The sequence below is a fragment of the Bacteroides stercoris ATCC 43183 genome, from assembly GCF_025147325.1.
Lineage (GTDB): Bacteria > Bacteroidota > Bacteroidia > Bacteroidales > Bacteroidaceae > Bacteroides > Bacteroides stercoris.
On record NZ_CP102262.1, the window covers coordinates 3,687,354 to 3,708,318 of the forward strand.

Consider the following 20,965-nt stretch of genomic DNA (forward strand, 5'->3'; position numbering starts at 1 on the left):
GGCAGAATTTATAAACAATAAAACGAATGATTATGAAACTGAATGTTAGCAATGAATTGAAATCCCGCCTGGTGCATGCGGCGGAAAACGGAAGTGTGATAGCCAAAGGCATCCTTTCGGAAGTAAAAAAGAACGTACCGGTGGAAGAGATCATACGCGGTACCTACAACTGCTTCTCCACCAAGCGCAAGCGGACGGAAGCGGGCACGTTCAAGAAAATCCGGATCGTGTTCACGGCCTGCAGCAAGGATCTGGCCCATCCCAGTTTCCCGGACCGGAACAACCCGCAGGCACCCTGGTTCCCGGAGAACCGGACAGACCTGGAACCCTCCACGTTTGTGGAACTGTTCAAGAACCTGCCCAAGTACTCACCCGACGAAATCAATTATTTCTGTAGCGCCCTCTCATTGGACAGCAAAGTCACGGTCAGGCTGCATGAAAGCATGAACGACTTCATGGAAGCCTATCTGGAAAGCAACTACAGCCCCATCTCCGACAGTGACACATCCAGCCTGCACAGTTCCTGTATGCGGTATGAGGACAAGGCACGCAACGCCGCTGACTTCTATACCAACTTCGCCGGCGCTAAAATCCTTGTGGCAAGGGACGAGAGCAACAACATACTCGGACGGGCTGTCGTATGGAACGAGGTAACATTGTGGAAATCAATAAACACACCGATTGCCGCCTCCCTGCTGGACCGCATCTATTCCTCACACGCATTCGTCGCCGAACTGATCCGCAAGCAGGCGCAGGAGGCGGGCATCCTGTTGCGACGCAGATACAACGATTATACACATACAACGGATTTCACCGTACTGAATCCCATTGAGGGGCAGGAATGGGCGGCCGGAGACAATATACAGGTTTCATTGACGGTGAAAGTGCCCGCCTGCAGGTGGCACAAGAAAGGGGTGCCTTACCTCGACACGTTCTACAGCCTCCATCTGACGGACGGTAACCTGGAACTGAGAAATACGGAGGGCGACACGAGCATAGCCACCTGCCGGAGCACGGAAGGGCGCGCAAACAGGAGAAAATATGTATGTCCCAAATGCGGAAAGATACATTCCTTTCCGGATACGGCATTCTGCAAGAATTGTCAGGACATGTTCTATATATCCACCGTATTCGGACAAGTACTGAAAGGCACGTCGGCGGAATACAAGGGAAAGAAATATCCGTCCTTCCTCTTCAAGAAGGGACGTCCCGTACCGGAGTTCAGACGGTACCTGCAAATCGAAAAGTTGTTCATCTCCTAAAAAGTCAGCATCATGGAAAAATTAATGGCTCTTTACAACATCTCCTCCCCCTCCGGCAAGGAGGGGAAGATGGCCGGGTTCATCATCGGGGAACTCAGGCGGATGGGTATTCCTTTCCGGCAAGACAGGCACGGAAACATCTATGCGGTCAAAGGCAACCGGAAAAGCTACCCCTGTGTCGTGGCGCACATGGACGAGGTACACCGGCGCAAGACAGGCACCTATGCGGCCCATCTTGTGGCGGACTCGATGATTGTCGGCTATGACCGCAAGCGTAAACGGATGGCCGGAATCGGCGCGGATGACAAGAACGGCATCTGGATCTGCCTGAAATGCCTGGAGGATTTCAAGGCGGTGAAATGCGCCTTCTTCGTACAGGAGGAGATAGGATGCATAGGCAGCGGCCATGCCGACATGTCCTTCTTTTCCGACTGCCGTTTCGTCATCCAGTGCGACCGGAAAGGGAATGGGGACATGGTGACACAAATCAACGGAATGAGGCTCTGCTCCAATGAGTTCATTTCAGCGGTAGATCCCCGGAGGTACGGTTACAAGCCTGCACAGGGGCTGGCTACGGATGTGGCGGCATTGAAAAGGAACGGGCTGGAAGTATCCTGCGTCAATCTCTCCTGCGGATATTATGAACCTCATACGGACAACGAGTACACCATCCTGGCGGATCTTTGCAAGTGCTACCGGTTTGTCCGGCACATCATCTGTTGCCATAAGGAAACCAGCACGCATATACCGGAAACGGAAAGAAAACCCTTCCCCGGATATTATGAACTGTTCGGAACGGCCGGATATAGCGAAAAGGATTATATCCGTCTGTCAGAAGAGTACAGATCTGAATTTACTAAAACAAGCAGGACAAGCCATAAGAACAGATTGTAATTTATCAACGACTTTAAAAACAAGAAATATGGAAGCAACAGTCATGCCGGCCACTGCACCGGTACAGAAACAGCAGGGACTCAACCAGGTAGTCATCAACAAGGTACGGCGAATGATAGAAGGCAGGCAGGGGGATGTCATGGACACCATCAACCGTCTGCTCAGTGAGGGACGGATCGCGCAGGATTTCATCGCTCCCATCGGGGTAAGCCAACGTAGCAAGGAACGCCCCGTTATCTCTTTCAAAGCGGAAGGAAGGGTACAGATGGCAATGCCCGAAGGGAACTTCAACCTGCACGGCAACGCCATAAGCCAGATTTCGGAGAAGATGGGCATTCCCGCCAAATACCTGCGCGAGCTTTCCGCCGGAGATGCCTGGCAGAAACAGTTGTGTGCCACCATCCTGAACGAACATTCGGGATGGACCGAGCGCACACAGGTACTGATACGTGCGGTGGGCATGGAGGTCCGGGGCGTGTTGTCGGACTCCTACCGCCGGCTCAACTCAGTGGACATCCTGACCGCTTTCATCCGTGAGGCGGGAGGACAGGGGGCGGTCGTGTCCGACGCCTATATGAACGACACGAAAGTATGGTGCGAAACGATCCTGCCCACTCCGATAGAGATACCCACCCGTAAGAACGGGACGGTCATCATCTTCGCAGGAGCACGCTTCTCCACATCCGACTATGGCAACGGCTCGGTGGACATGCGGTCGTTCCTGCTCAACGGGGCGTGCCTGAACGGGATGGTCCGGGAATCCGTCATGCGGCAGGTGCACCTTGGAGGCAGACTGCCGGATTCCCTATCCCTTTCCCAAAAGACCTATGAACTGGACACGCAGACCACCGTATCGGCAGTTTCCGACCTGACCAAAGGGCTGTACAGCAAAGATACCATCATGCAGAAGGCCATCGAAATTCAAGGCGCATCGGAAATTGACGTGGATTTCGACAAGGAACTGAAGAATCTGGTGCAGAAAGGAGCCTTGTTGAAAAACGAAGGACGCGAGGTGGAAAAACTGCTGATGAACAACAATCCTGACGACGGAGTGACAGGCGGGGCCACGCTCTGGAAACTGACACAGGGAATCACCGCCTTTGCAAGGGAACAGCAGCCGGAACGCTGCCGGGAACTGCATGAAATATCGGGGCAGCTGATGAACCGGGTAAAGGTAAATTAAGAGTGGCTAAGACTAAAGCCGTGAACGGCGATGGCAAGCGTCCGTTCACGGCTTTGCATAATTTCAATCTACGGTATATAGAACAGTTCAAACTCCTCTTTTCTTCTTCTCTCTATGCCTGGAATGACTTTCCCCCGATAACAGCGGAACGATATATATTCCTTGTAAATATTCCGGTTACCATCGTCCAGTTTCTGAATCAGTCTGCTTTTGGGTATCTTGCCGTTTCCGATCAGACGGTAACAGCCCACATTAAAACCTAACAGACTTAAAAGAAGCGAGTCTTTTCCATATTTACGGAATACCTTCAAACACCGTTCAAGGTCGCATCTCAAAAGTGAGTCCGCCTGTGCCTCACTCAGGTTCTCGGTCAGCTTCTCATGGGGGAGCAGGCGGTGTCCGTAACCGATGTAAGGCATTTTCCCCCGGTGCCAGCCTTCCCACCGCTTGATGCAGGCTACCGCCTTATCCTTGTCAGACGGGGGATTTTCCGCCTTGCCATACAGAACAAGTGACAGAAAAATCATAATAACCGGTATTCTTTTCATGCGGCCTCCGTATTATTGTCTTCCTCCTCCGCATCCTTTCCATTGAAATCATATGTCAGCTGTTGCAAGTTTCCCCAATTGTCTTCAAAATAGAGGTCTATGGTCTGTGATTCCTTGCCGCTATGCGAGGTATAGTAAAGACGGAATTTCCATTCGTTCAGCAAATAACGGTCATTGGGTTTCAGTACCGTTCCGTCCTCCATCTTCAGACTGCCCTTTCCGTCGGGCTGGAAATACCTCAGCGTATAGACAGTTCCGGAAAAGTTTCCTTCCGGCTTGATTTCCAGACGGATTTCCACCGTCTCACCGTTTACGATTTCGTCCGCCACCGGCATGGACTCCACCGTGAACGGGTATTCTTGTCTGATATCCAGCTCATTGTCACAGGCGACAAGGGCAAGAAAGGAAAATACCATGCAACAGACTGTCATCATAAAATCAAGGATTCTTCTTTTCATGGGTATATGTTCTTTTTAAGGTTAGAAAATGTATTTGACTCCGGCTCCATACTGGAAATGGCAGCGGCCGGAAGCGCCGCCCCATACAAAACGTTCACGCAGACATAGCAGCAGGGCTATGCTGTCCGACAGGTATCCTTCCGCCTCCAGCGTTACCGCACCCCCATAGATGAAGGACTCATACTTGCGCAAGGAAGCTCCGTCATCCAACAGGCGGTTTCCGTTGTTCACGGCCTCGTAGCCCAGCAAGGCGGAAGCGCCGAGGTTCAGAAAGAAAGACTTGCCGGATGTGGAAAGGATTGTATGATAATAACCGCCTTCCCCTGTATATTGCGACAGTGGGACATATGTGTTCCGGTAAGGGTTATTACGTTGTAGCATCTCACAGCCAAACACCCACTGGTTCCCTTTCTTTGTGTAAGTGGCAACAGCCAGCGAAAAGGCGTAGCCCGCATCATGGCGGTCTGCCCGGCTGTAAAAGCCGTCGGCCATTTCAGCGGTAAAGCGGACGGATTTCATCCCCGGCAGCCGGCGCTGGGCTTCCGCCTGCCCCGTAAAGAGGGCAAGCAGGAGGATAATGAAAATGAAGTTTCTTTTCATGGCACTCATCTTACTTTCAGTTCATTGACAGTCCCGGCACGTACAAGGTCTTCGTTCTCCACCTCAAACGACTGATGGCGGCCACCCTGTTTCTCGTACATCTCCACGACCAGCTTCTTGCCGTCGGGGATGGTGAACTTGGGCAGGGCGAACACCGTCCGCTCGTTCTTCTTCCCGTCCACACGGGTCACATAGTTGAAGGCACGCAGCGGATAGATGACCTGCTCCTGCATGGCGGTACGCTTCACGATTTTCTTGTCTACAATCTTGAAAGTTACGAAGTCCACATCGAAAGGCACGTGCGTGGCGTTCTTCACCTCGGTATGGAAATAGAGCAGCTCGCCGTGTGCGTAAAGCCCCTTGAGCAGGTATTGAACCCCGAACCGCTTGCTGCCGATGTGCTTGACCTTGCGTTTGTCCTGCCCATACACGGATTTCATGATCAGCCGTACCAGACGGGGCGACTCCCCGGCGAGTTCCTGCAAGTAGATTTCCATCGCATTGTTCGGACGGTTAACCGACTCCCCGTCATGGATGAAGTCGCACATCTCCACGTTCAGCAGCAACGGCTCGTCGGCATACTTGACGTTGAATGTGTAAAAGTTGCCGTCCTCGGTTATCACGCTCATATTGGTTTCACTGCGGAAATGTTTCCGGGTCGCCTTCACACGGATGACGTTTTCCGCACCGTCCGCCTTGCCCGCTATCAGGTTGGGGGAACCCAAATCCACGTATCTTACGGGAGAGGGGAAAATTATATGTACGGTCTTGTCATACGTGATTTCCAGACCATGCGGGGGAATCATTTGGCTGAAGCCGATCTTGCGGCTCAATCCCTCGTAATAATCCCCGCTGCCTTGCTGCGCGTATGCAGCCACTGCGCCCATAATCAGGGCAAAAATCATCAGAATCTTCTTCATGTGCGTTCTTGATTGGTTGGTGAATAAATGGTTGGTTTCTTTTCTCTTTTCATTTTTCGGGAGAGTGCAGCAACAGCCGGTGTCCGGCTTTCAGGGTGATTTTCACCGCACGCATTTTCTTTTCCACATATTGCGACACGCCCTGTATTACCCCCTTGCCCACGTCCGAGGCAATCTGCGCCCCGGCATCCGTCGAGATGTTGATGCTGCTCCCCATTGAGGTGCCCATACCCGCGGCTATCTCACGCGCCGCATCATACTCCATCGAGTTCGGCACGAGGATTCCCCGCTGTCCGTCGGCATCATATACCTCCAGTTCCACCGGAAACAGCGTGCCCTTGTATTCCACCGTCTCTACAAGGATGTCCATCCGCTCCCCCTGGATGCGTGTACCGCCGGTCAATACCGTCCCTTGGGGAATGAGCCGGTCGTCCACCGCCATCGGCTCCAGCAACCGGATGCGCAACACCTGCCCGTCCGATACGGTCTGCGTACCGTGTACACAGGCGGCGATGGTATTCCTGCCGGAAGGGAGTGTCCTGCCTATAGGGGTGTGGAAACCGGTATTCCTCTCTCCCGCAAATTCGGCGATGAAATCCTCATTGTCCATAGGTTGTGCAAGCGATGACACCACCTGATTCCGTACCTGTTTCACCGGGCGGACGGCTGTCCTGTCTTTCCGGTCGCTCCGGCCATTCACGGCAGCCGGGGCATCCGGCTGCTTCCCGTTGTACCGGGCGGCCAGCTCGTAAGACTTTTCCAGCAGTGCCATCTTTTCTTCCAGGGTCTGTCCTTCCGGCTGTCCTTCCGCCGGTCTCTTTTCTTTTTCCAGTTCCTCTATACGACGGAGCAGATCGGCATTTTGTTGGTTTTCATTCCGGGTATATACAGCACCCAGCGAACGGTTCATATTCCGGTAGGCTTCCGCAGAGGAATGGACAAAGCCGGGGGATTTCCCCGTTTCCGGTTCCGGCGGAAGTTCCGTGTTGGCTTTTCCTGCGGTAAGGCCGGCAGTATCCTGACTGTCCTTGTTGAGCAGCTCGGACATCTCCTGGAAGGTTCCCCTGCGCCATTTTTCCTTTTTAGCCAGTGCTTCCTGCTCGTAGGCGCTTACCTTGTCGCCCTCCATTTCCGAATCTTTCGGCGAGGGCATCTCCACGTTGAATCCCTTGCCCTTTTCCTTTTCCGCCTTGTCCTTTTCCGACGGGCTGAATACCAGCAGGAGGAATCCGGCGCACAGCAGGCAGAAGAACGGATAGACAATATACCTCGCGCGTCGGCGCTTCTCTTCGGGAGTCAGCGGCTTGTCACTCGACAGCCCCAGCCGTTCCCTGATTTTCTGAAAGTCCATTTTCATGTTTCTGGATGTTTGAATGAATGGTTGTTGTTTCCGGCCGTAACATGACGGGCCGGATATGCCCGGTTTTCATGTCGCCCTTCCGTTCCCCCAAACGGGACACGGAAGAGACAACCGAGTACAGACAGGCTGCCGTGAACAGAAGCGAGACGACACTTGTCAAGACAATGCGCTGCTTCCCGGTCAGCCGGCGGCAGAACAGCCGGATACGGCTGTCCGCACGTTTTAAGACGGCAGGTTTCCCTCTCATCGTTCCACACTCCTTATATCCCTGTTCTCCAGTATGGTGAACTGCTCGATGATGAACCCGTTGGGATTGTCGTCCGAACGCCCCGTATTCTGGAGCGAACAGGAGGTGACAAGGCTTCGCTCGGTCACGTTGCTCTCACGGATGATCAGCTGCCGGGCGTATGTACGCGCCTTGTAGGGATAGGCGGCAAAGTCGCACACCACGCTGTCCACGTGTACCACCTGGTTGATGTTGCCCGAAATCAGCCGGTTGTAATATCCCTTTTCGGCAAAGTCCACATAGTAGTGATAGGCGCTCTTGTCCGCCAGCTGCAGGGCACGGCCTATATTGTGTTCGATCGCGTCCTTCTGCGGGGAGAGCGAGAAGAACAGCTCGTGAAAACGCCGGACGTGTTCCCGCGCCTCGGCGGGGCGGTTCTGTGAAAGATCCTGCGAGAGGGCGAGCATCAGCGACTTGCCCTTATCCAGCACATAGATCTTTTCCCGTTGCTTCTCGGCGAAACGGTACGAGCTCCACAACGCATAGCCGGTAATGAGCGCACAGCAGCCGGTAAAGACAGCCAGCATCAACCGGATACGCCTGAAGCTGCTCTCAATGTTGGTCAATGACTTGAATTCCATTTAGCGAATGATTGGTTTGAATGAATAAATAAATGTTCCGGTATGACCGGGCGGCTCCTTCCGACAAGTCGCCAACCCGGTAATCCAAGTTGCCGACTCACGGAAACGGGTTGCCATAGAGCCTATTTGCCCCGCAGCCTTCCCCCGATATTCCCCAGTACGGCACCGCCCGTCCCGGCAGCGAAACCGCCCGCTTTCGTGGCCGTGCGGTTCAGGTTACGGCTGAAGTTTCCGGCTCCGCCCGCCTGTACGATCCAGCCCGCCACCGTCGGGACGGTGAAGTACCCGATAATCCCTATCAGCATGAATATGATATAGACGCTATTTGAGTTGTCTATCGAGTAGTCGGGGTTGTTCTGTAATTCCAGAATGTCATTTTGGAGCATCAGCACCTGGAGCTTGGCGAGCAGGGTGCTGAACAGGTCGCTGACCGGAAGCCAAAGGTAGACGGATATGTACCTCGTGAACCACTGCCCGAGCGTGGACTGGAAACCGTCCCATACGCTGAAGGCGAACGCCACCGGTCCCAGTATGGAGAGCACGACAAGGAAAAAGGTCCTCACGGTGTCTATCAGCAGCGATGCCGCCGCGAATATCAGTTCCAGCAGGCTGCGGAAGGCGTCACGGATTTTCTTCTCCAGATTGTACATCCCCACCTCCACGTACATGCCCAGGCGGGAGGCGGTATCTATGGTTGACCAGCCCAGCTCGTCCAGCTGACGGTCGAATTCCTCGTCGCTCACCAGGTAGGCGGTTTCGGGATTGCGCAGCATGGCCTCCCTTTCCAGTTCCTCCTTCTGTGCCCTGTACTGTTCCATATCCAGCGTCTGCCCCTCAAGCATCTTGTGCGTACCCTGTACTATCGGGCTGAGCACGGTGTTCAGCGTGCCGAGCACCAGCGTGGGGAAAAGCAGGATGCAGATGCCGATGGCGAAGGGACGCAGCAGGGGATAGACATCTATCGGTTCGGCACGGGCCATCGACTGCCACACGCGGACGGCGACATAGAACAGGGCACCCAGCCCGGCAAGTCCCTTTCCCACGTCCATCATGTCCTTGCAAAGGGGCTGCATATCGTCATACAGGGTCGCCAGTATGGTATGCAGGTTGGCAAAATCTATCGACAACGGCATCATGGCTACCAGTATTTGGAGGTTTCATTCCCGTAAAGCCGCATCACCCGGTCCAGGTCGTTCTTCTTTCTGGCACGGAGATAGCTCACGGCGATGTTCTTGTTCGTGTAATAGCTCACCAGGTTGCGGTAGCGGCGCATCTCATAGTAGCAGCGGTCCACCACGTCCATGCGGTCCTTGTCGGTCATGGAGAGCGTGCTCACGTTGATGACCTGCCTGAGATCCTGCAGCACGCCGTTGCTCTCCTCCAGCAGGCGGGTGTAGCCGAAGGCGATGGCGTCCAGCTCGCGGGGCGAGAAGTTCCCGTCGTTCATCATCTTGCCGAAGTTCGTTACATAGATGTCGGACACGTCGCCCACCATCAGGATGATGTCGCGCACCTTGCGGGCGTCCTGTATCAGGTCGTTCACCGCCTTTAACTGGTCGTAATACTTCTTGGCCTGCTCGTAAATCTTCACCGTCTCCGCAAAGCTGTCGGCCGTATTGACCGCCGTTTTCGAGGTATGGGCGATGTTGTCCGACATGTTGATGATGCTTTGGGCAAGGTTGCCGGGATCGGTCACCACCCACTGGGCATTGGCGCCGGTGCCGCACAGGGCGAGTACCGTTCCGATCAGGAGTGACTTCGCTTTCATGGGCGTTCCTCCTTCCGCACATAGTCACCGTTCGGGGAGAAGGTCAGCACGTCGGCGGCCTCGTTGTAGGAGATGTCGATGCGGTGCCCCGTGTTGATGAACAGGTTCCCGTTCTCCTCAACCAGCAGGTAGGTCTGAGGCCTGAGACGGCGCATCTTTCCGCTACGGGCGAACACCGTCACCTTGTAGGCTTCCCCTTCCTTATATACCAGCACGTCCGGCTTGCCTTCCACGCTGCTCCACGAGCCGCAGAGCTTGTCACGGTCGGTGCCGCTCTCCGAGCAGCCTTGCAATACCATGGCGGCCATACCGATCAGGCACACCGCCAGTCTCATAAGGGATTTGTTTCTCATTGTTCTCTTTTTGGGGTTGATACTTGTCTTTGTTCCTCTCGTTTTCTCTCTGCCATCCGGCGGATGGCAAGTTCCAGGTTGCCGTCCAGCTCCTCGGCAAGCCGTTGCACTTCCAGTTTCTCGGACTCTTCCGTCGTGAACGTGAAATACTCTTCCGCGCTCACTTCCGTAGCATAGACCGTCGAACGGGTGCCGCCAAGCCCTATCCAGACTTCACGGTAAAAACGTCCGGGATGGTTCGCCTGGTTGATGGAGAGTATCTGGCTTTTCTCTTTCTCCGTCAGGCCGAGCAGCCGCTGGATATGCTCGAACTTGTTCATGTATTTCCGCTGGTCCAGAAGGATCTTGCAGTCGGAGTTGTTGATGATGGCCTCCTTCACAATCGGGGAGCTGATGATGTCGTCCACCTCCTGGGTCACCACAACGGCCTCACCGAAATATTTACGGACGGTCTTGAACAAATATTGGATATAGCCGCTCATGTTGGCGGACATAAGGGCTTTCCAACACTCCTCTATCAATATTACCTTGCGGATTCCTTTCAGACGGCGCATCTTGGCGATGAAGGTCTCCATGATGATCAGCGTCACCACAGGCAGCAGCACCTTGTTGCCGCTGATGTTGTCCAGCTCGAACACGATGAACCGCCTGTTTGTCAGGTCCAGTTCCCTGTCGGAGTTCAGCAGGAAGTCGTAGTCGCCACCCTTGTAGAAAGGCTCCAGCACGTTCAGGAAACCGTCGATGTCGAAATCCTTCTCGCGTACCTTCTTTTCCGCTATCATCCGGCGGTAGTCACCGTCCACGAACTCGTAGAAGCCGTTGAAGTCCGGCCTTGCCTCCCGATTCCCGGTAATTTTACGGATATAGGCGTTCACCGCTCCCGAGAGCGCCACCTCTTCCGAACGTTTCGGCGCCTCGTCCTCCCGTTTCCACAAGGTCAGTATCAGAGTCTTGATGCTCTCGCGCTTTTCCACATCGAACTGTCCGGAATCGGTGTAGAACGGGTTGAAGGATATCGGATTGTCCTCCTCATACGTGATGTAGATGCCGTCCCCGCCGCGTGTGCGGTCGTGGATCATCCGGCACAACCCCTGATAGCTGTTGCCCGTGTCCACCAGCAGGATATGCGCTCCCTGCTCGTAATAGTTGCGCACCAGATGGTTGGTGAAAAAGGACTTGCCGCTGCCGCTTGGTCCCAGGATAAATTTGTTGCGGTTGGTGATGATGCCCCGTTTCATCGGAAGGTCGGAAATGTCCACGTGCACCGGAATGCCGTTCTGCCGGTCCGCCATGCGGATGCCGAACGGACTGGGAGAACTTCTGTAATTGGTCTCCCCGGCAAAGAGGCAGACCGCCTGCTCCAGGAACGTGTAGAATGACTCTTCGGCAGGAAAGTCGCCCGCATTGCCCGGAATGCCCGCCCAGTAAAGCACCGGGGTGTCGACGGTGTTGTAACGGGGGGTGCATTCCATCATGGCAAGCTGGCTGCCCGTGTCGTTCCTGATACGGCGGAACTCCTCCGCATCCTCCGCCCAGGCGATGACATTGCAGTGGCATCTGACGGGAAGCACTCCCTTGGTATGCGCCTCGTCCAGATACATCTCCGTCCATTCCTGGTTCACGGCATTGCTCCGGCTGTACCGTGACAGAGAGAGCATGTTGCGCGAGTTCTTCTCCATCATCTGCAGGATTTCCTGCGCGTTGTCGATGAACACGTACTGCGAGTAGATGTGGTTGCAGGAGAGCAGCAGCCCCACGGGTGCGGCGAAGGAAAGGCGGCAGTCGCTCCTGTCGGTGGACATACGCTCGTAGCGCATGTCGGTGGAGAGCTTGCCCGGCAGGTCTTCCGTATCCGAAAGTGTGTGCAGGCAGAGCCGCTTGTCCCCGATACGCATCCGTCCGGGCTTGAGGCAGATGTCCTGCAGCACGGCGGTCCCGTCCTCCATCGAGAGGGAGAGGTATTTCTCCACCAGCCCGGGATGTTCCTTCGTGCCGGTAATCTCCTCCGTTTCCAGGCGGCGCAGCCGGATATGGGCGGAGTCGTTCACGATATGCTCGAACTGCTCCACCGCTTCCAGAAAGCGGGCCGCCATGTCCTTGTCGGTAATCTCCCTGGGCAGCAGGAATCCCCGGCAGAGGGTGCTGAAGTCACTTTGCCGGCGGTTGCGCTCACGGGTGGTCTTTGTCAGATACAGGTAACAGCGGTGGTTCAGGTACGGCCTCTCGTTGAAGTGCCGCTCATAGCTGCGCGAGAGGAAGCTCTGTTCCTCCCCGCCGTTTTGGGGACGGTAGCTCTCCTTCGTGAACCAGTCCTGCTTGCAGACGATGCTGTGCTCGGGCAGTACCCTGGCGGCCTTTATCCAGGTGGAGTGCATGGCCTCATACTCTTCCGCCGTCACCGTGTACAGCTCGGGAAGCTCCACCTCGAAGGCCACGGTCAGGTCGGCGTCCTTGCTCACGATGCAGCCGTTCTCCACCGAGAGCAGGGGGAACTTGCGTTCCAGCGTTTCCGCTTTCAATACATTTCTCATGATTGTCGTTTTTTTCTTTTTGCAAATAATCTGAAAACTCTCTTGCGGTGGATCAGGTAGCGCGGATGGCGTTTCTCCGCCAGCAGCTTCATAAGACCGTGTTCGCCGTAGCGGGCGTTCAGCCGGAACACCGCCCATGCCAGCAGACCGCCGGATACGGTCCCGAAAGGGATGCATATCCATTGGTCCACGCCTGCCAGGTAAAGGATGACTACCGCCAGGAGCACCGTCACCAGACCGCCCGCGAAGACGAACAGGTATTGTGACTTGAGCCCCTTGAACTCGACGGGATTGCCCGCCCCCTTGTTTACAGAATACTCCATACCGCTTAGAGGAAGAAGGAACGCAGGATGGTGGCGGCTACAATCAGAAAGATGCAGGCAAAGAACCAGCTGGCGGCGGTTTTCGAGGTGTCGGGATCACCGCTGGAGAACTTGCCGTAGGTCTTGATGCCGCCCACCAGGCCGAGCACCGCACCGATGGCATAGCACAGTTTGGTGGCGGGATCGAAATACGAGGTCATGAGGCTGGTCGCCTCGTTGATACCGGCAAGGCCCTGGCCTTGGCCCTGCGCGAAAGCACCGGCGGCAATCGCCGCGCACATCACTGAAAAAAGGATTCTTCTCTTCATTGTCGAATCGTTTGGGTAAGACATAAATTTGAATTCGACGGCGAAGATAAAAAGGGATAATACGCTGTTATTCAGAGGTGTCATCAGATGTCGCCAGATGTCATCAGATGTCATCCAACAAGTGCTTTTGCGCGTCTCTACAGAGATTTTCAACACTGTTTTACGTCATTGCGGAGACGCTTACCTCAAGCATAATACATGATTAATTGATGATTTTGGCACAAACATGGATTGTTCAAACGGTTACATGTTTTTCTGTACCATTTATATAATTGCCATACAAAAGCCAGCAAATTCCATAAAGTTGATTTCTTGTCAAAAACGACTATTATTGATATTGGATTAAAATAGCTATATTTGCATATCAAACGCAGTTTTATGGCCAATGTAAACAGGTTAAAAATAGTATATCATGTAGTAGTGTATAAAGAGAGTAACAATATCACACCTTGATAAGGCATTTTTAAGTAATATATCTGTTTATATTCAAGAACAGCCAAACAGAGAACAATAACTTTCATACTTATAAGTATGAACAATGAAATTATTGTGCCTGAAACAAAACGAACAAAATATGAGGCCGTAAAATAAAGCATGATGCAACAATTGCTTACGGGCAAAATATTTAATCAGTTAGTGTATGAAGAAAAAACTTAAAGATTTGTATTGCCAACGCCCTCATGTCGTGATAGTTGGAGCTGGTGCTTCAAGAGCGGTCATGGGAAAATCTTGCCCGACGATGAATGAAGCCATTGAACAGGTTGGGTTAGATAGGATCCTTGAAGGATTTATGTTAGAAACGAAAAGCAAGAATCTTGAAGATATATATAGTGAGCTGTTTAGACGTGGTGATGAGTGTAAAAACGCACGGATAGCAATGGAAAAAAAACTTTATGAATATTTTTCAAATGTGCAACTTCCATCCTTCTTGACCATCTACGACCTTTTGATTCTTTCGCTCACAGAAAAAGACTGCATTGTATCCTTCAACTGGGATAGTCTGCTTATCCAAGCATATAACAGAGTGGCAAAGATTACCTGGAACAGACCAAAGATTCTGTTCTTGCATGGAAATGTGGGGGCTGGTGTGTGCAAAGACTGTATGACCTTTGGTCTTATACAAAACTATTGCAGAAAGTGTGGCAAACCATACAACGCTGTTCCTTTGCTGTATCCTGTAGAACAAAAGGATTACAACAGCGACAGCTTTATCCGTGACCAATGGAGTGTTGCAAAGTACTACATATCGAAAGCAGGCAAGGTAACAATCTTTGGGTATAGCGCACCTTCTTCTGATAAGGAGGCAAGTGAAATACTTAAAGCTGCATTCTCTAAACATGATGGTGTTCATAGATTGGATGCAGTGGAAATAATTGAACGTCCCGGATTCAACGCGAATGAAATATCAGAAACTTGGCAGTATTTCTTTTCATTGACCAATTACCATTCTGACATTGTGGACTCCTTTTATAATAGCTGCTTGGCGCAGGCACCTCGCCGTACCTTGCAATACCAATACCAACAATTCATTAGAGGATGGTGGGGACAACCAAAGATACACTTCTCAAAACAAGATACTTTTGAGTCGGTGGAAACGCTTTTAAAGCCACTTCTTGTAAATGAAGAGCAAGGAGATTATTCTATAATTTAAGTCAATAACACTAACATCATCATTACAACCGAATGAATAGACTTGTTATCATAGGAAACGGATTTGACATGGCACATGGCTTTAAAACAAGTTATATGGATTTTATCAACTGGTATTGGGACCAACGAGTGTATACTTTTTCCGGTAATACTACAAATGTATCAGAAGATTGCCTTTGCCGTTTGGTTATCAAAGATAATGTAGGCATTAATTGCTGGAATGTTTTTGTCTTCAACAACTCATGTTTTTTTAAGGATATCTATTGTAAAGAAAGATACTCAGGAAGCGAAGTTATTCAGTATATCAAGGACCAACCAAACATTTTCTCTATTGAATGTTGCCCTTTTTTTAAAACTATTCTGCAATCAATAGAAACCAAAGGATGGGTGGATATTGAAAACGACTATTACCAACTGTTGAAAGTTGGCATGGATAGCCCTGGTTGTAATTATACAATCAGTGAGTTGAATGAACAATTTGCATTCCTTCAAGAAAAATTAATTGAATACCTCCATACAATAGAAACAGACAATGTAAGGAATGACCTTCAAAATGCAATAATTGACTTCTTTGATCCTGCTGATTTCTCAACAGAAGGAAAAAAGAAAGCTCTGGATAGCATTGGGCTGAATATATCCAGCCTTGCAGATGTTGAATACAATTATGGAGAACGCGATAAACTTATCCCTAAACGTATCATGTTGCTGAGTTTCAACTATACAAAAACAGCTAAGATGTATGGTAACTTTAATATTACCCACAATTATATTCATGGCGAATTAGAAAAACCTGAAAATATAATTTTTGGCTATGGGGATGAACTTGACAAAAGTTACCAGTCTATTCTTGATATGAATGACAATGAGTTACTTAGATATGTCAAATCCGTTAAATATTTAGAAACAAGACATTATCATGATTTGCTCGAATTTCTTTTAGCTGCACCTTTTCAAGTTTTGATAATGGGGCATTCTTGCGGAAATTCAGACCGAACATTACTAAATACCGTCTTTGAACATGAAAACTGTGTTTCCATAAAGCCGTTTTATCATAAATGGGAAGATGGCAGAGATAATTACTTGGAACTTGTTCAAAATATTTCCCGAAACTTTACTAATATGAAGTTATTCAGAGATAGAGTTGTGAACAAGGAGCAATGCAAAACCATGTAATGGAACACTAAATTTAAATGTGATTTTTTCTATGATATCTTGTTATGCACATAAAGTACGACAAAAATATTGTGCAAAAGGAAGCAGGGAAACGGATTTTCATCCATTAGAAAAAGTAAGGAGCTGGCTTGGTAAGCAGCTCCTTACTTTTTTATAGTCGTTTATAGGTCTCTTATAAAGAAATTTCATTTAATAAATTGAGTTATAGTTTTTCCTGTCAGCAAATCAGGATAATTTCATTCTTTTACTTTTGAATCGTAAGCAACAGTGAGGAAGTATCCGATTTTCTGAGTTGTCCCCGTGATTTCTATGTTTTGAGTGTTTGTTCCTTTCTATTACCCTTAACAAAAGACAAACTTCAACCTTTTTCATAGATTATAGAAAAATACAAAGTTGGGTACATAATGAATATCCTATATATAATATTCAACAATATGGAATTTTGTGGCATAATAGCATATTACTTTCAGACCAGCTTCCTCCAATCTGCGACAGGTTTGGAAACGTTCCTCTCTTTTTTTAAAGGCAGAGCATTCCCTTCCTCATCCACATACCTTTCCATCAGCTCCTCTATCAGTTTCTTGTTCTCCACCTGGGAGGAGAACAGCTCGAACATGTCCGTTTCCCGGATGGCACGCAGTGTCATGGCGGCCCGGTATGATTTGTCCTCATCCGAACCGGCACCGTCCAGATTAAGCAGCACGTCACCTACATTGAGCAGGTCGGCAGGAGTGACTGCCGGAACAATGGCTTCCGCCTCGGGAGAACGGCTGTCCAGCTCCTCCTGTTCGTCTTTCAGCATTCTCATCTCCTCCAAAGGCAGTTTGCATTCCACCTCATCTTCCGGAATATCCTCATCCTTGCCGATAAGGTCGCTTCCCATTTCCAACTGCTGGCTCATGTAAGGGGCAACGGTCTTTCCGGCATTCTCATCCAGATAGACAAAACGGGTGGCCCCCATCACATCTGCCGCACTTTCCGGATTCCGGCGGTGGTCCTTTTCCGTTTCCGTTTTTTTACGGGGAGTATAAAGCAGATCGCATATCTTACCTATTCTCTTTTTCTGCTCCCATACCTTATATAATAGATAAGCGGTACAGCCGAGCCGTATTGACAAATAAACTATTTCTTCCATTCTATCGGTTTTTGTGTGGCTTCCTGGTTATATATCTCGTTGATGATGTCCTGGTACCTTTCCAGATGGTCTGACAGGACACAGCTTAAAAACATCGGGACGGACATATCCGGTGCAATGACCGGCAATACTTTGGCAACAGTCCTGTATAATGCATCGTTAACATAGGTCTGCCTTCTTGCTCCCGACAGTCTCACTTTCAGAAACCGTCTCCGGTATTCATCTGAATCAGCCACTCCATCCGGTGATTTCTTTATTTGCTGTCTGGAAAGGCCGCTTTTCTTCTCCTGTTTCTCCTGAGAAGGCCCAGCCTGACTTTTTGTTTCCGATTCCCCTTCCGGAGAAACCGTTTTTTCCAAAGCGGTTACATCTCCTGCCATCATGCGTTTCAATGCCTCCTCGTCCACTTGGTAATCCGTTCTTCTTTTGGTAGCCATAATTGTTTTATTGAAGTTTCAGTACGGTTTCTATTTCCGCTACCAACAGGTCCAGACCGCTTCCTTTCACTGCGGAGGGAGATGGAGGGAACAAGGTGCTGCGGAACAGGGGCCCCTTCATCCCGGAATCTTTGTTGTAGCGTTCCGCACTGGGAATGACGGTCTCCAGCACCGGCAGTTTCAGAGAGCGGAAAATTTCGGTATAGCCGTTATACAGCCCTTTGGACACCCGTTTGTCCATCCGGTTCCAGAACATATGGATGCCACGCAAGGGTACGTCCGCATGCCGGTGCATGTATTCCCTGATGGCAAGGACAAAAGACATGCTGCTCCGCATTACCATCCTTTCCTGTGTAATCGGAGTGAATACATAGTCCATATTGATCACGGACTGGAAGACACCGGGCACATTCACGGTACCGGGGAGATCAAAAAGGACAAGGTCATAGTCCAGATCCGACTTTTCGAGAAAGCGGCCGGCCGTCTCCCTAGCTTCCTCCGGGGTGGAGTTCAGGATGCTGTAGGCTTTCCTGCCGCTTGTTCCGAACTGTTCCACCAGCTGGTTTTGCAGATGCACGTTCTTTTCAATGTTCCCCACTTCCCAGTCCCGCATGGCACTGATGCTGTGCTGTGGATAATCACAATCCACCACAAGTACGTTATATCCGTTCAGGTAATGGAAATAACTGGCGAGCAACACGGTGAACGTGGATTTTCCCACACCGCCTTTCTGGTTGCTCAAAGCGACAAATAAAGGTTCTCTCTTCATAGGCTTGAATTTAGAGTGTATGACTTGTTTCATATCTGTCTGGATTTTTTCGTTTCATCACACGGCAATGCATCCGTTGGTATATGGCAATTACGCATTGCTTGCCTGTTTGCATGAATACATTGCATACCATATCGCATCAGTGTAATGCCGGTTGCCGGAGGGTGTTGCCGTATAAGGTGCATTGCATTCATGCAATATGGAGTTCAATGTACCCCATACTGCATTGCACGGATGCAATGTGTCCCGTCATGCAGGACTGCCATGCGGCATATATGGCATTGCGCATACATGGATGATACCGCATTCGCGTCATGCACCACCTGTGGCAGGCAAGCAATACACCTTACAGGACAATGTTCCAATGTATGCCCTCATGCACTGTGCCAAAAGTAGCGGCTATTTTTGAAACTTCCGCCAACATTTCCCCTACCTGACATCAGATGTCGTCAGATGTCATCAAATGTCATATCAAGCACTGTTTACCAATCGGTTATCACTGTCTAATTTTGCAAAACCGGAATCAGACAATGGAAAGGAACTGACTTCGCCGGACCACAGCACGCCGTGAACGTCGCGCAGCAATCCGACGAAGGAGGATTCTCTGTTCAAGCGAACAGAGCAAGTTGTGTCCTTGTCCGACAAAAAGTCTTTTGTCCGACAAGAACCAACTTGCCCGCCCAGAGGGGCGGGGGAATCCGCTCCAAAGTCGCGGATTCTGGAAGAGAAAAAAGTACAAACCAAAAATCTCATGTGTATGGAGAAAACAACAGGGACAAGGACGGGCAGAAAGCCTAAAAATGATCCGGCGGACCACAAGTACAGTTTCCGCCTGAACGCCGAGGAGAACACAAGATTTGAAAAGTTGCTGGCGGATTCAGGAGCCGGCAACCTCACGCTGTTCATCAAGAAATCCATCTTCTCGGGACAGATAAAGGTCGTGAAAATAGACAAGGCGACGATGGACTATTACATCAGGCTGACAGAATTCCACAAACAGTTCCAGGCTGTCGGCAACAACTACAACCAGGTCGTCCGTGCCTTGAAGAACAATTTCGGGGAGAAACGGGCGATGGCATTGCTCTATAAGTTGGAAAGATTGAGTCTTGAGCTGATGCTCATCTGCAAAAAGGTCATGGCGCTAACCCAGGAATACGAGCGGAAATGGTTGCAAAAATAAGCCATGGCATGAGTCTTTACGGAGCGCTTGCTTATAACTACGAGAAGGTAGCGGCTGGTACGGCTGAGATTCTTTCCGGTAACCGTATGATTTCCGACCGGCTCGGATTGCCAAGCGAGGACATGCGCTTGGCATTGCTCTCTTTTGAGAATTACCTGCTGGCAAACCGCAATACGGAGAAGCCCGTCCTGCACATTTCCCTTTCCCCAGCACCGGAAGACCGGCTGACCGACGGGCGGCTGGCAGAACTGGCGGAACGTTATATGCAGAAGATGGGGTATGGGAATCAGCCTTACATCACCTACAAACATGCCGATACACACAATACCCATATCCATATTGTCAGTGTCTGTGTGGATGAACAGGGGAAAAAGATCAGCGATGCCTACGAGCATCGGCGTTCCATGACCGCCTGTCGGGAGCTGGAAGTGGATTTCGGTCTGCGAAACGGAGCGGATGCGGAAAAGCGGAATCCAAAAGCGGAACTAAGAAAGGTGGACGCTTCCTTGGGAGATGTCCGCCATCAGGTAGGTAATACCCTTAAAGCCGTATTGGAAAGCTACCGTTTCCAAACCTTCGGGGAATACAATGCGCTGCTTTCCACGCTCAACATCGAGGCGAAACAGGTCAGGGGAGAATACAACGGTACCCCATATACCAGTATTGTATATTCGGTCACGGATGATACCGGCAAGGTTGTCAGCCCACCGTTCAAAAGTTCCCGATTTGGGAAACGCTTCGGAAATGAACAGTTGGAAAAGCGGATGCTGATAAATCTGAAAGCTCTCAAAGATGGGAAATGGGCCCCCTCCATACAGGCGGACATCGTTCGTGCCTTGCGGCAGGCGGATTCACAGAAACGGTTTGTGGAACTGCTCGGGCAAAGGCGTATTGATGTGGTTTTCCGCAAGAATGAGCGGGGACGTATCTATGGTGTCACCTTTATTGATCACAACCATCGGGAGGTGTTCAACGGCTCACGCATGGGCAAGGTGTTTTCTGCCAATGTGTTCAACGACTATTTCAAATGGTTGGAAAACATACCCGAAAAGGAACGGGGCGGACATTCCGCTACAGAACTTTGGCAGCATCACCGTCACGAATCCTCTAGCACGCTCGAACTGGCGGCAGGCATTTTTTCCTTGGAAACCAATCCGCGGGATTACGAGGAGGAAGCCTTTGCACGCCGCATGAAGAAAAAAAAGAAGACCGGACGCAAGCGTGGCATTTAGACAAAACAAGTATC

The 20,965-nt window shown here is 50.8% G+C and carries 24 protein-coding genes; 8 read left to right on the plus strand and 16 right to left on the minus strand.

Annotation, left to right across the window (positions count from 1 at the left end):
- Nucleotides 1–26 precede the first annotated feature (26 nt).
- From NQ565_RS15670 to NQ565_RS15680, 3 genes are read left to right on the plus strand one after another with little or no spacing between them, the layout of a single operon-like run.
- Entirely contained in the window at nt 27–1,262 is a 1,236-nt protein-coding gene (locus NQ565_RS15670; protein WP_005656889.1) for a hypothetical protein, read from the plus strand.
- A 12-nt stretch (nt 1,263–1,274) separates the two neighbouring features.
- Nucleotides 1,275–2,156: a hypothetical protein gene (locus NQ565_RS15675; protein ID WP_005636596.1), complete on the plus strand. Its 882-nt coding sequence runs from the start codon at nt 1,275–1,277 to the stop codon at nt 2,154–2,156.
- Between the two features lie 28 nt (nt 2,157–2,184).
- Nucleotides 2,185–3,339, plus strand: coding sequence for a hypothetical protein (locus NQ565_RS15680; RefSeq protein ID WP_005656890.1), 1,155 nt, complete (start codon nt 2,185–2,187; stop codon nt 3,337–3,339).
- Nucleotides 3,340–3,407: 68 nt separating this feature from the next.
- Here the strand turns inward: NQ565_RS15680 and NQ565_RS15685 are convergent, their stop codons facing one another.
- From NQ565_RS15685 to NQ565_RS15745, 13 genes are all read right to left on the minus strand, one after another.
- Entirely contained in the window at nt 3,408–3,887 is a 480-nt protein-coding gene (locus tag NQ565_RS15685) for a glycoside hydrolase family protein (RefSeq protein ID WP_005636958.1), read from the minus strand.
- Entirely contained in the window at nt 3,884–4,345 is a 462-nt protein-coding gene (locus NQ565_RS15690; RefSeq protein WP_005636957.1) for a DUF3872 domain-containing protein, read from the minus strand. The genes NQ565_RS15685 and NQ565_RS15690 overlap by 4 nt, the downstream gene beginning before the upstream one ends.
- A gap of 21 nt (nt 4,346–4,366) precedes the next feature.
- Nucleotides 4,367–4,954, minus strand: coding sequence for a conjugal transfer protein TraO (locus tag NQ565_RS15695; protein WP_005636956.1), 588 nt, complete (start codon nt 4,952–4,954; stop codon nt 4,367–4,369).
- Nucleotides 4,951–5,865 carry a conjugative transposon protein TraN gene (gene traN / locus NQ565_RS15700; RefSeq protein ID WP_005636955.1) on the minus strand — a complete coding sequence of 305 codons (915 nt, stop codon included), beginning with the start codon at nt 5,863–5,865 and terminating at the stop codon, nt 4,951–4,953. The genes NQ565_RS15695 and traN overlap by 4 nt, the downstream gene beginning before the upstream one ends.
- Nucleotides 5,866–5,914: 49 nt before the next feature.
- A complete protein-coding gene (gene traM, locus NQ565_RS15705) occupies nt 5,915–7,222 on the minus strand; it encodes a conjugative transposon protein TraM (protein WP_005636954.1) in 1,308 nt (435 codons plus the stop codon).
- On the minus strand, nt 7,173–7,472 hold the full coding sequence (locus NQ565_RS15710) for a TraL conjugative transposon family protein (protein WP_005656892.1): 300 nt from the start codon (nt 7,470–7,472) through the stop codon (nt 7,173–7,175). The genes traM and NQ565_RS15710 overlap by 50 nt, the downstream gene beginning before the upstream one ends.
- Complete coding sequence (traK, locus tag NQ565_RS15715; protein ID WP_005636947.1) at nt 7,469–8,092, minus strand: conjugative transposon protein TraK; 624 nt, start codon at nt 8,090–8,092, stop codon at nt 7,469–7,471. Before traK ends, NQ565_RS15710 begins: the two co-directional genes overlap by 4 nt.
- A 122-nt stretch (nt 8,093–8,214) precedes the next feature.
- The gene (gene traJ, locus NQ565_RS15720; RefSeq protein ID WP_005656893.1) at nt 8,215–9,228 is read right to left on the minus strand and encodes a conjugative transposon protein TraJ; all 1,014 of its coding nucleotides are present in this window, start codon (nt 9,226–9,228) and stop codon (nt 8,215–8,217) included.
- A gap of 2 nt (nt 9,229–9,230) precedes the next feature.
- Nucleotides 9,231–9,860: a DUF4141 domain-containing protein gene (locus tag NQ565_RS15725; RefSeq protein ID WP_005656895.1), complete on the minus strand. Its 630-nt coding sequence runs from the start codon at nt 9,858–9,860 to the stop codon at nt 9,231–9,233.
- On the minus strand, nt 9,857–10,213 hold the full coding sequence (locus NQ565_RS15730; protein WP_005636939.1) for a DUF3876 domain-containing protein: 357 nt from the start codon (nt 10,211–10,213) through the stop codon (nt 9,857–9,859). The genes NQ565_RS15725 and NQ565_RS15730 overlap by 4 nt, the downstream gene beginning before the upstream one ends.
- Nucleotides 10,210–12,744, minus strand: coding sequence for a TraG family conjugative transposon ATPase (locus tag NQ565_RS15735; RefSeq protein ID WP_005656897.1), 2,535 nt, complete (start codon nt 12,742–12,744; stop codon nt 10,210–10,212). The genes NQ565_RS15730 and NQ565_RS15735 overlap by 4 nt, the downstream gene beginning before the upstream one ends.
- Entirely contained in the window at nt 12,741–13,067 is a 327-nt protein-coding gene (locus tag NQ565_RS15740; protein ID WP_005656899.1) for a DUF4133 domain-containing protein, read from the minus strand. The genes NQ565_RS15735 and NQ565_RS15740 overlap by 4 nt, the downstream gene beginning before the upstream one ends.
- A 5-nt stretch (nt 13,068–13,072) precedes the next feature.
- Nucleotides 13,073–13,459 (minus strand): DUF4134 domain-containing protein, encoded by a 387-nt coding sequence (locus NQ565_RS15745; RefSeq protein ID WP_074668503.1) that lies wholly within the window; start codon nt 13,457–13,459, stop codon nt 13,073–13,075.
- Between the two features lie 556 nt (nt 13,460–14,015).
- On the opposite strand from NQ565_RS15745, the gene NQ565_RS15750 reads away from it, so the two are divergent.
- Together NQ565_RS15750 and NQ565_RS15755 are read left to right on the plus strand one after the other, a co-directional pair.
- Nucleotides 14,016–15,026: a hypothetical protein gene (locus tag NQ565_RS15750; RefSeq protein ID WP_005656905.1), complete on the plus strand. Its 1,011-nt coding sequence runs from the start codon at nt 14,016–14,018 to the stop codon at nt 15,024–15,026.
- A gap of 32 nt (nt 15,027–15,058) precedes the next feature.
- Complete coding sequence (locus NQ565_RS15755; RefSeq protein WP_005636924.1) at nt 15,059–16,198, plus strand: AbiH family protein; 1,140 nt, start codon at nt 15,059–15,061, stop codon at nt 16,196–16,198.
- 466 nt (nt 16,199–16,664) lie between these two features.
- Here the strand turns inward: NQ565_RS15755 and NQ565_RS15760 are convergent, their stop codons facing one another.
- From NQ565_RS15760 to NQ565_RS15770, 3 genes are read right to left on the minus strand one after another with little or no spacing between them, the layout of a single operon-like run.
- Nucleotides 16,665–17,333 carry a DUF4122 family protein gene (locus NQ565_RS15760; RefSeq protein WP_005636916.1) on the minus strand — a complete coding sequence of 223 codons (669 nt, stop codon included), beginning with the start codon at nt 17,331–17,333 and terminating at the stop codon, nt 16,665–16,667.
- A complete protein-coding gene (locus NQ565_RS15765; RefSeq protein ID WP_005636914.1) occupies nt 17,321–17,770 on the minus strand; it encodes a DUF3408 domain-containing protein in 450 nt (149 codons plus the stop codon). Before NQ565_RS15765 ends, NQ565_RS15760 begins: the two co-directional genes overlap by 13 nt.
- A 7-nt stretch (nt 17,771–17,777) precedes the next feature.
- Nucleotides 17,778–18,572 carry a ParA family protein gene (locus NQ565_RS15770; RefSeq protein WP_005636912.1) on the minus strand — a complete coding sequence of 265 codons (795 nt, stop codon included), beginning with the start codon at nt 18,570–18,572 and terminating at the stop codon, nt 17,778–17,780.
- A gap of 166 nt (nt 18,573–18,738) precedes the next feature.
- Between NQ565_RS15770 and NQ565_RS15775 the strand changes: the two genes are divergently transcribed.
- The 3 genes from NQ565_RS15775 to mobB all read left to right on the plus strand — a co-directional run bounded on the left by NQ565_RS15775 (nt 18,739) and on the right by mobB (nt 20,951).
- Nucleotides 18,739–18,948, plus strand: a complete 210-nt coding sequence (locus NQ565_RS15775; protein ID WP_005828745.1) for a hypothetical protein — start codon at nt 18,739–18,741, stop codon at nt 18,946–18,948.
- A 348-nt stretch (nt 18,949–19,296) separates the two neighbouring features.
- The gene (gene mobA / locus NQ565_RS15780; protein ID WP_005840900.1) at nt 19,297–19,719 is read left to right on the plus strand and encodes a conjugal transfer protein MobA; all 423 of its coding nucleotides are present in this window, start codon (nt 19,297–19,299) and stop codon (nt 19,717–19,719) included.
- Entirely contained in the window at nt 19,704–20,951 is a 1,248-nt protein-coding gene (mobB, locus tag NQ565_RS15785; protein ID WP_005636905.1) for a conjugal transfer protein MobB, read from the plus strand. The genes mobA and mobB overlap by 16 nt, the downstream gene beginning before the upstream one ends.
- Nucleotides 20,952–20,965 lie beyond the last annotated feature (14 nt).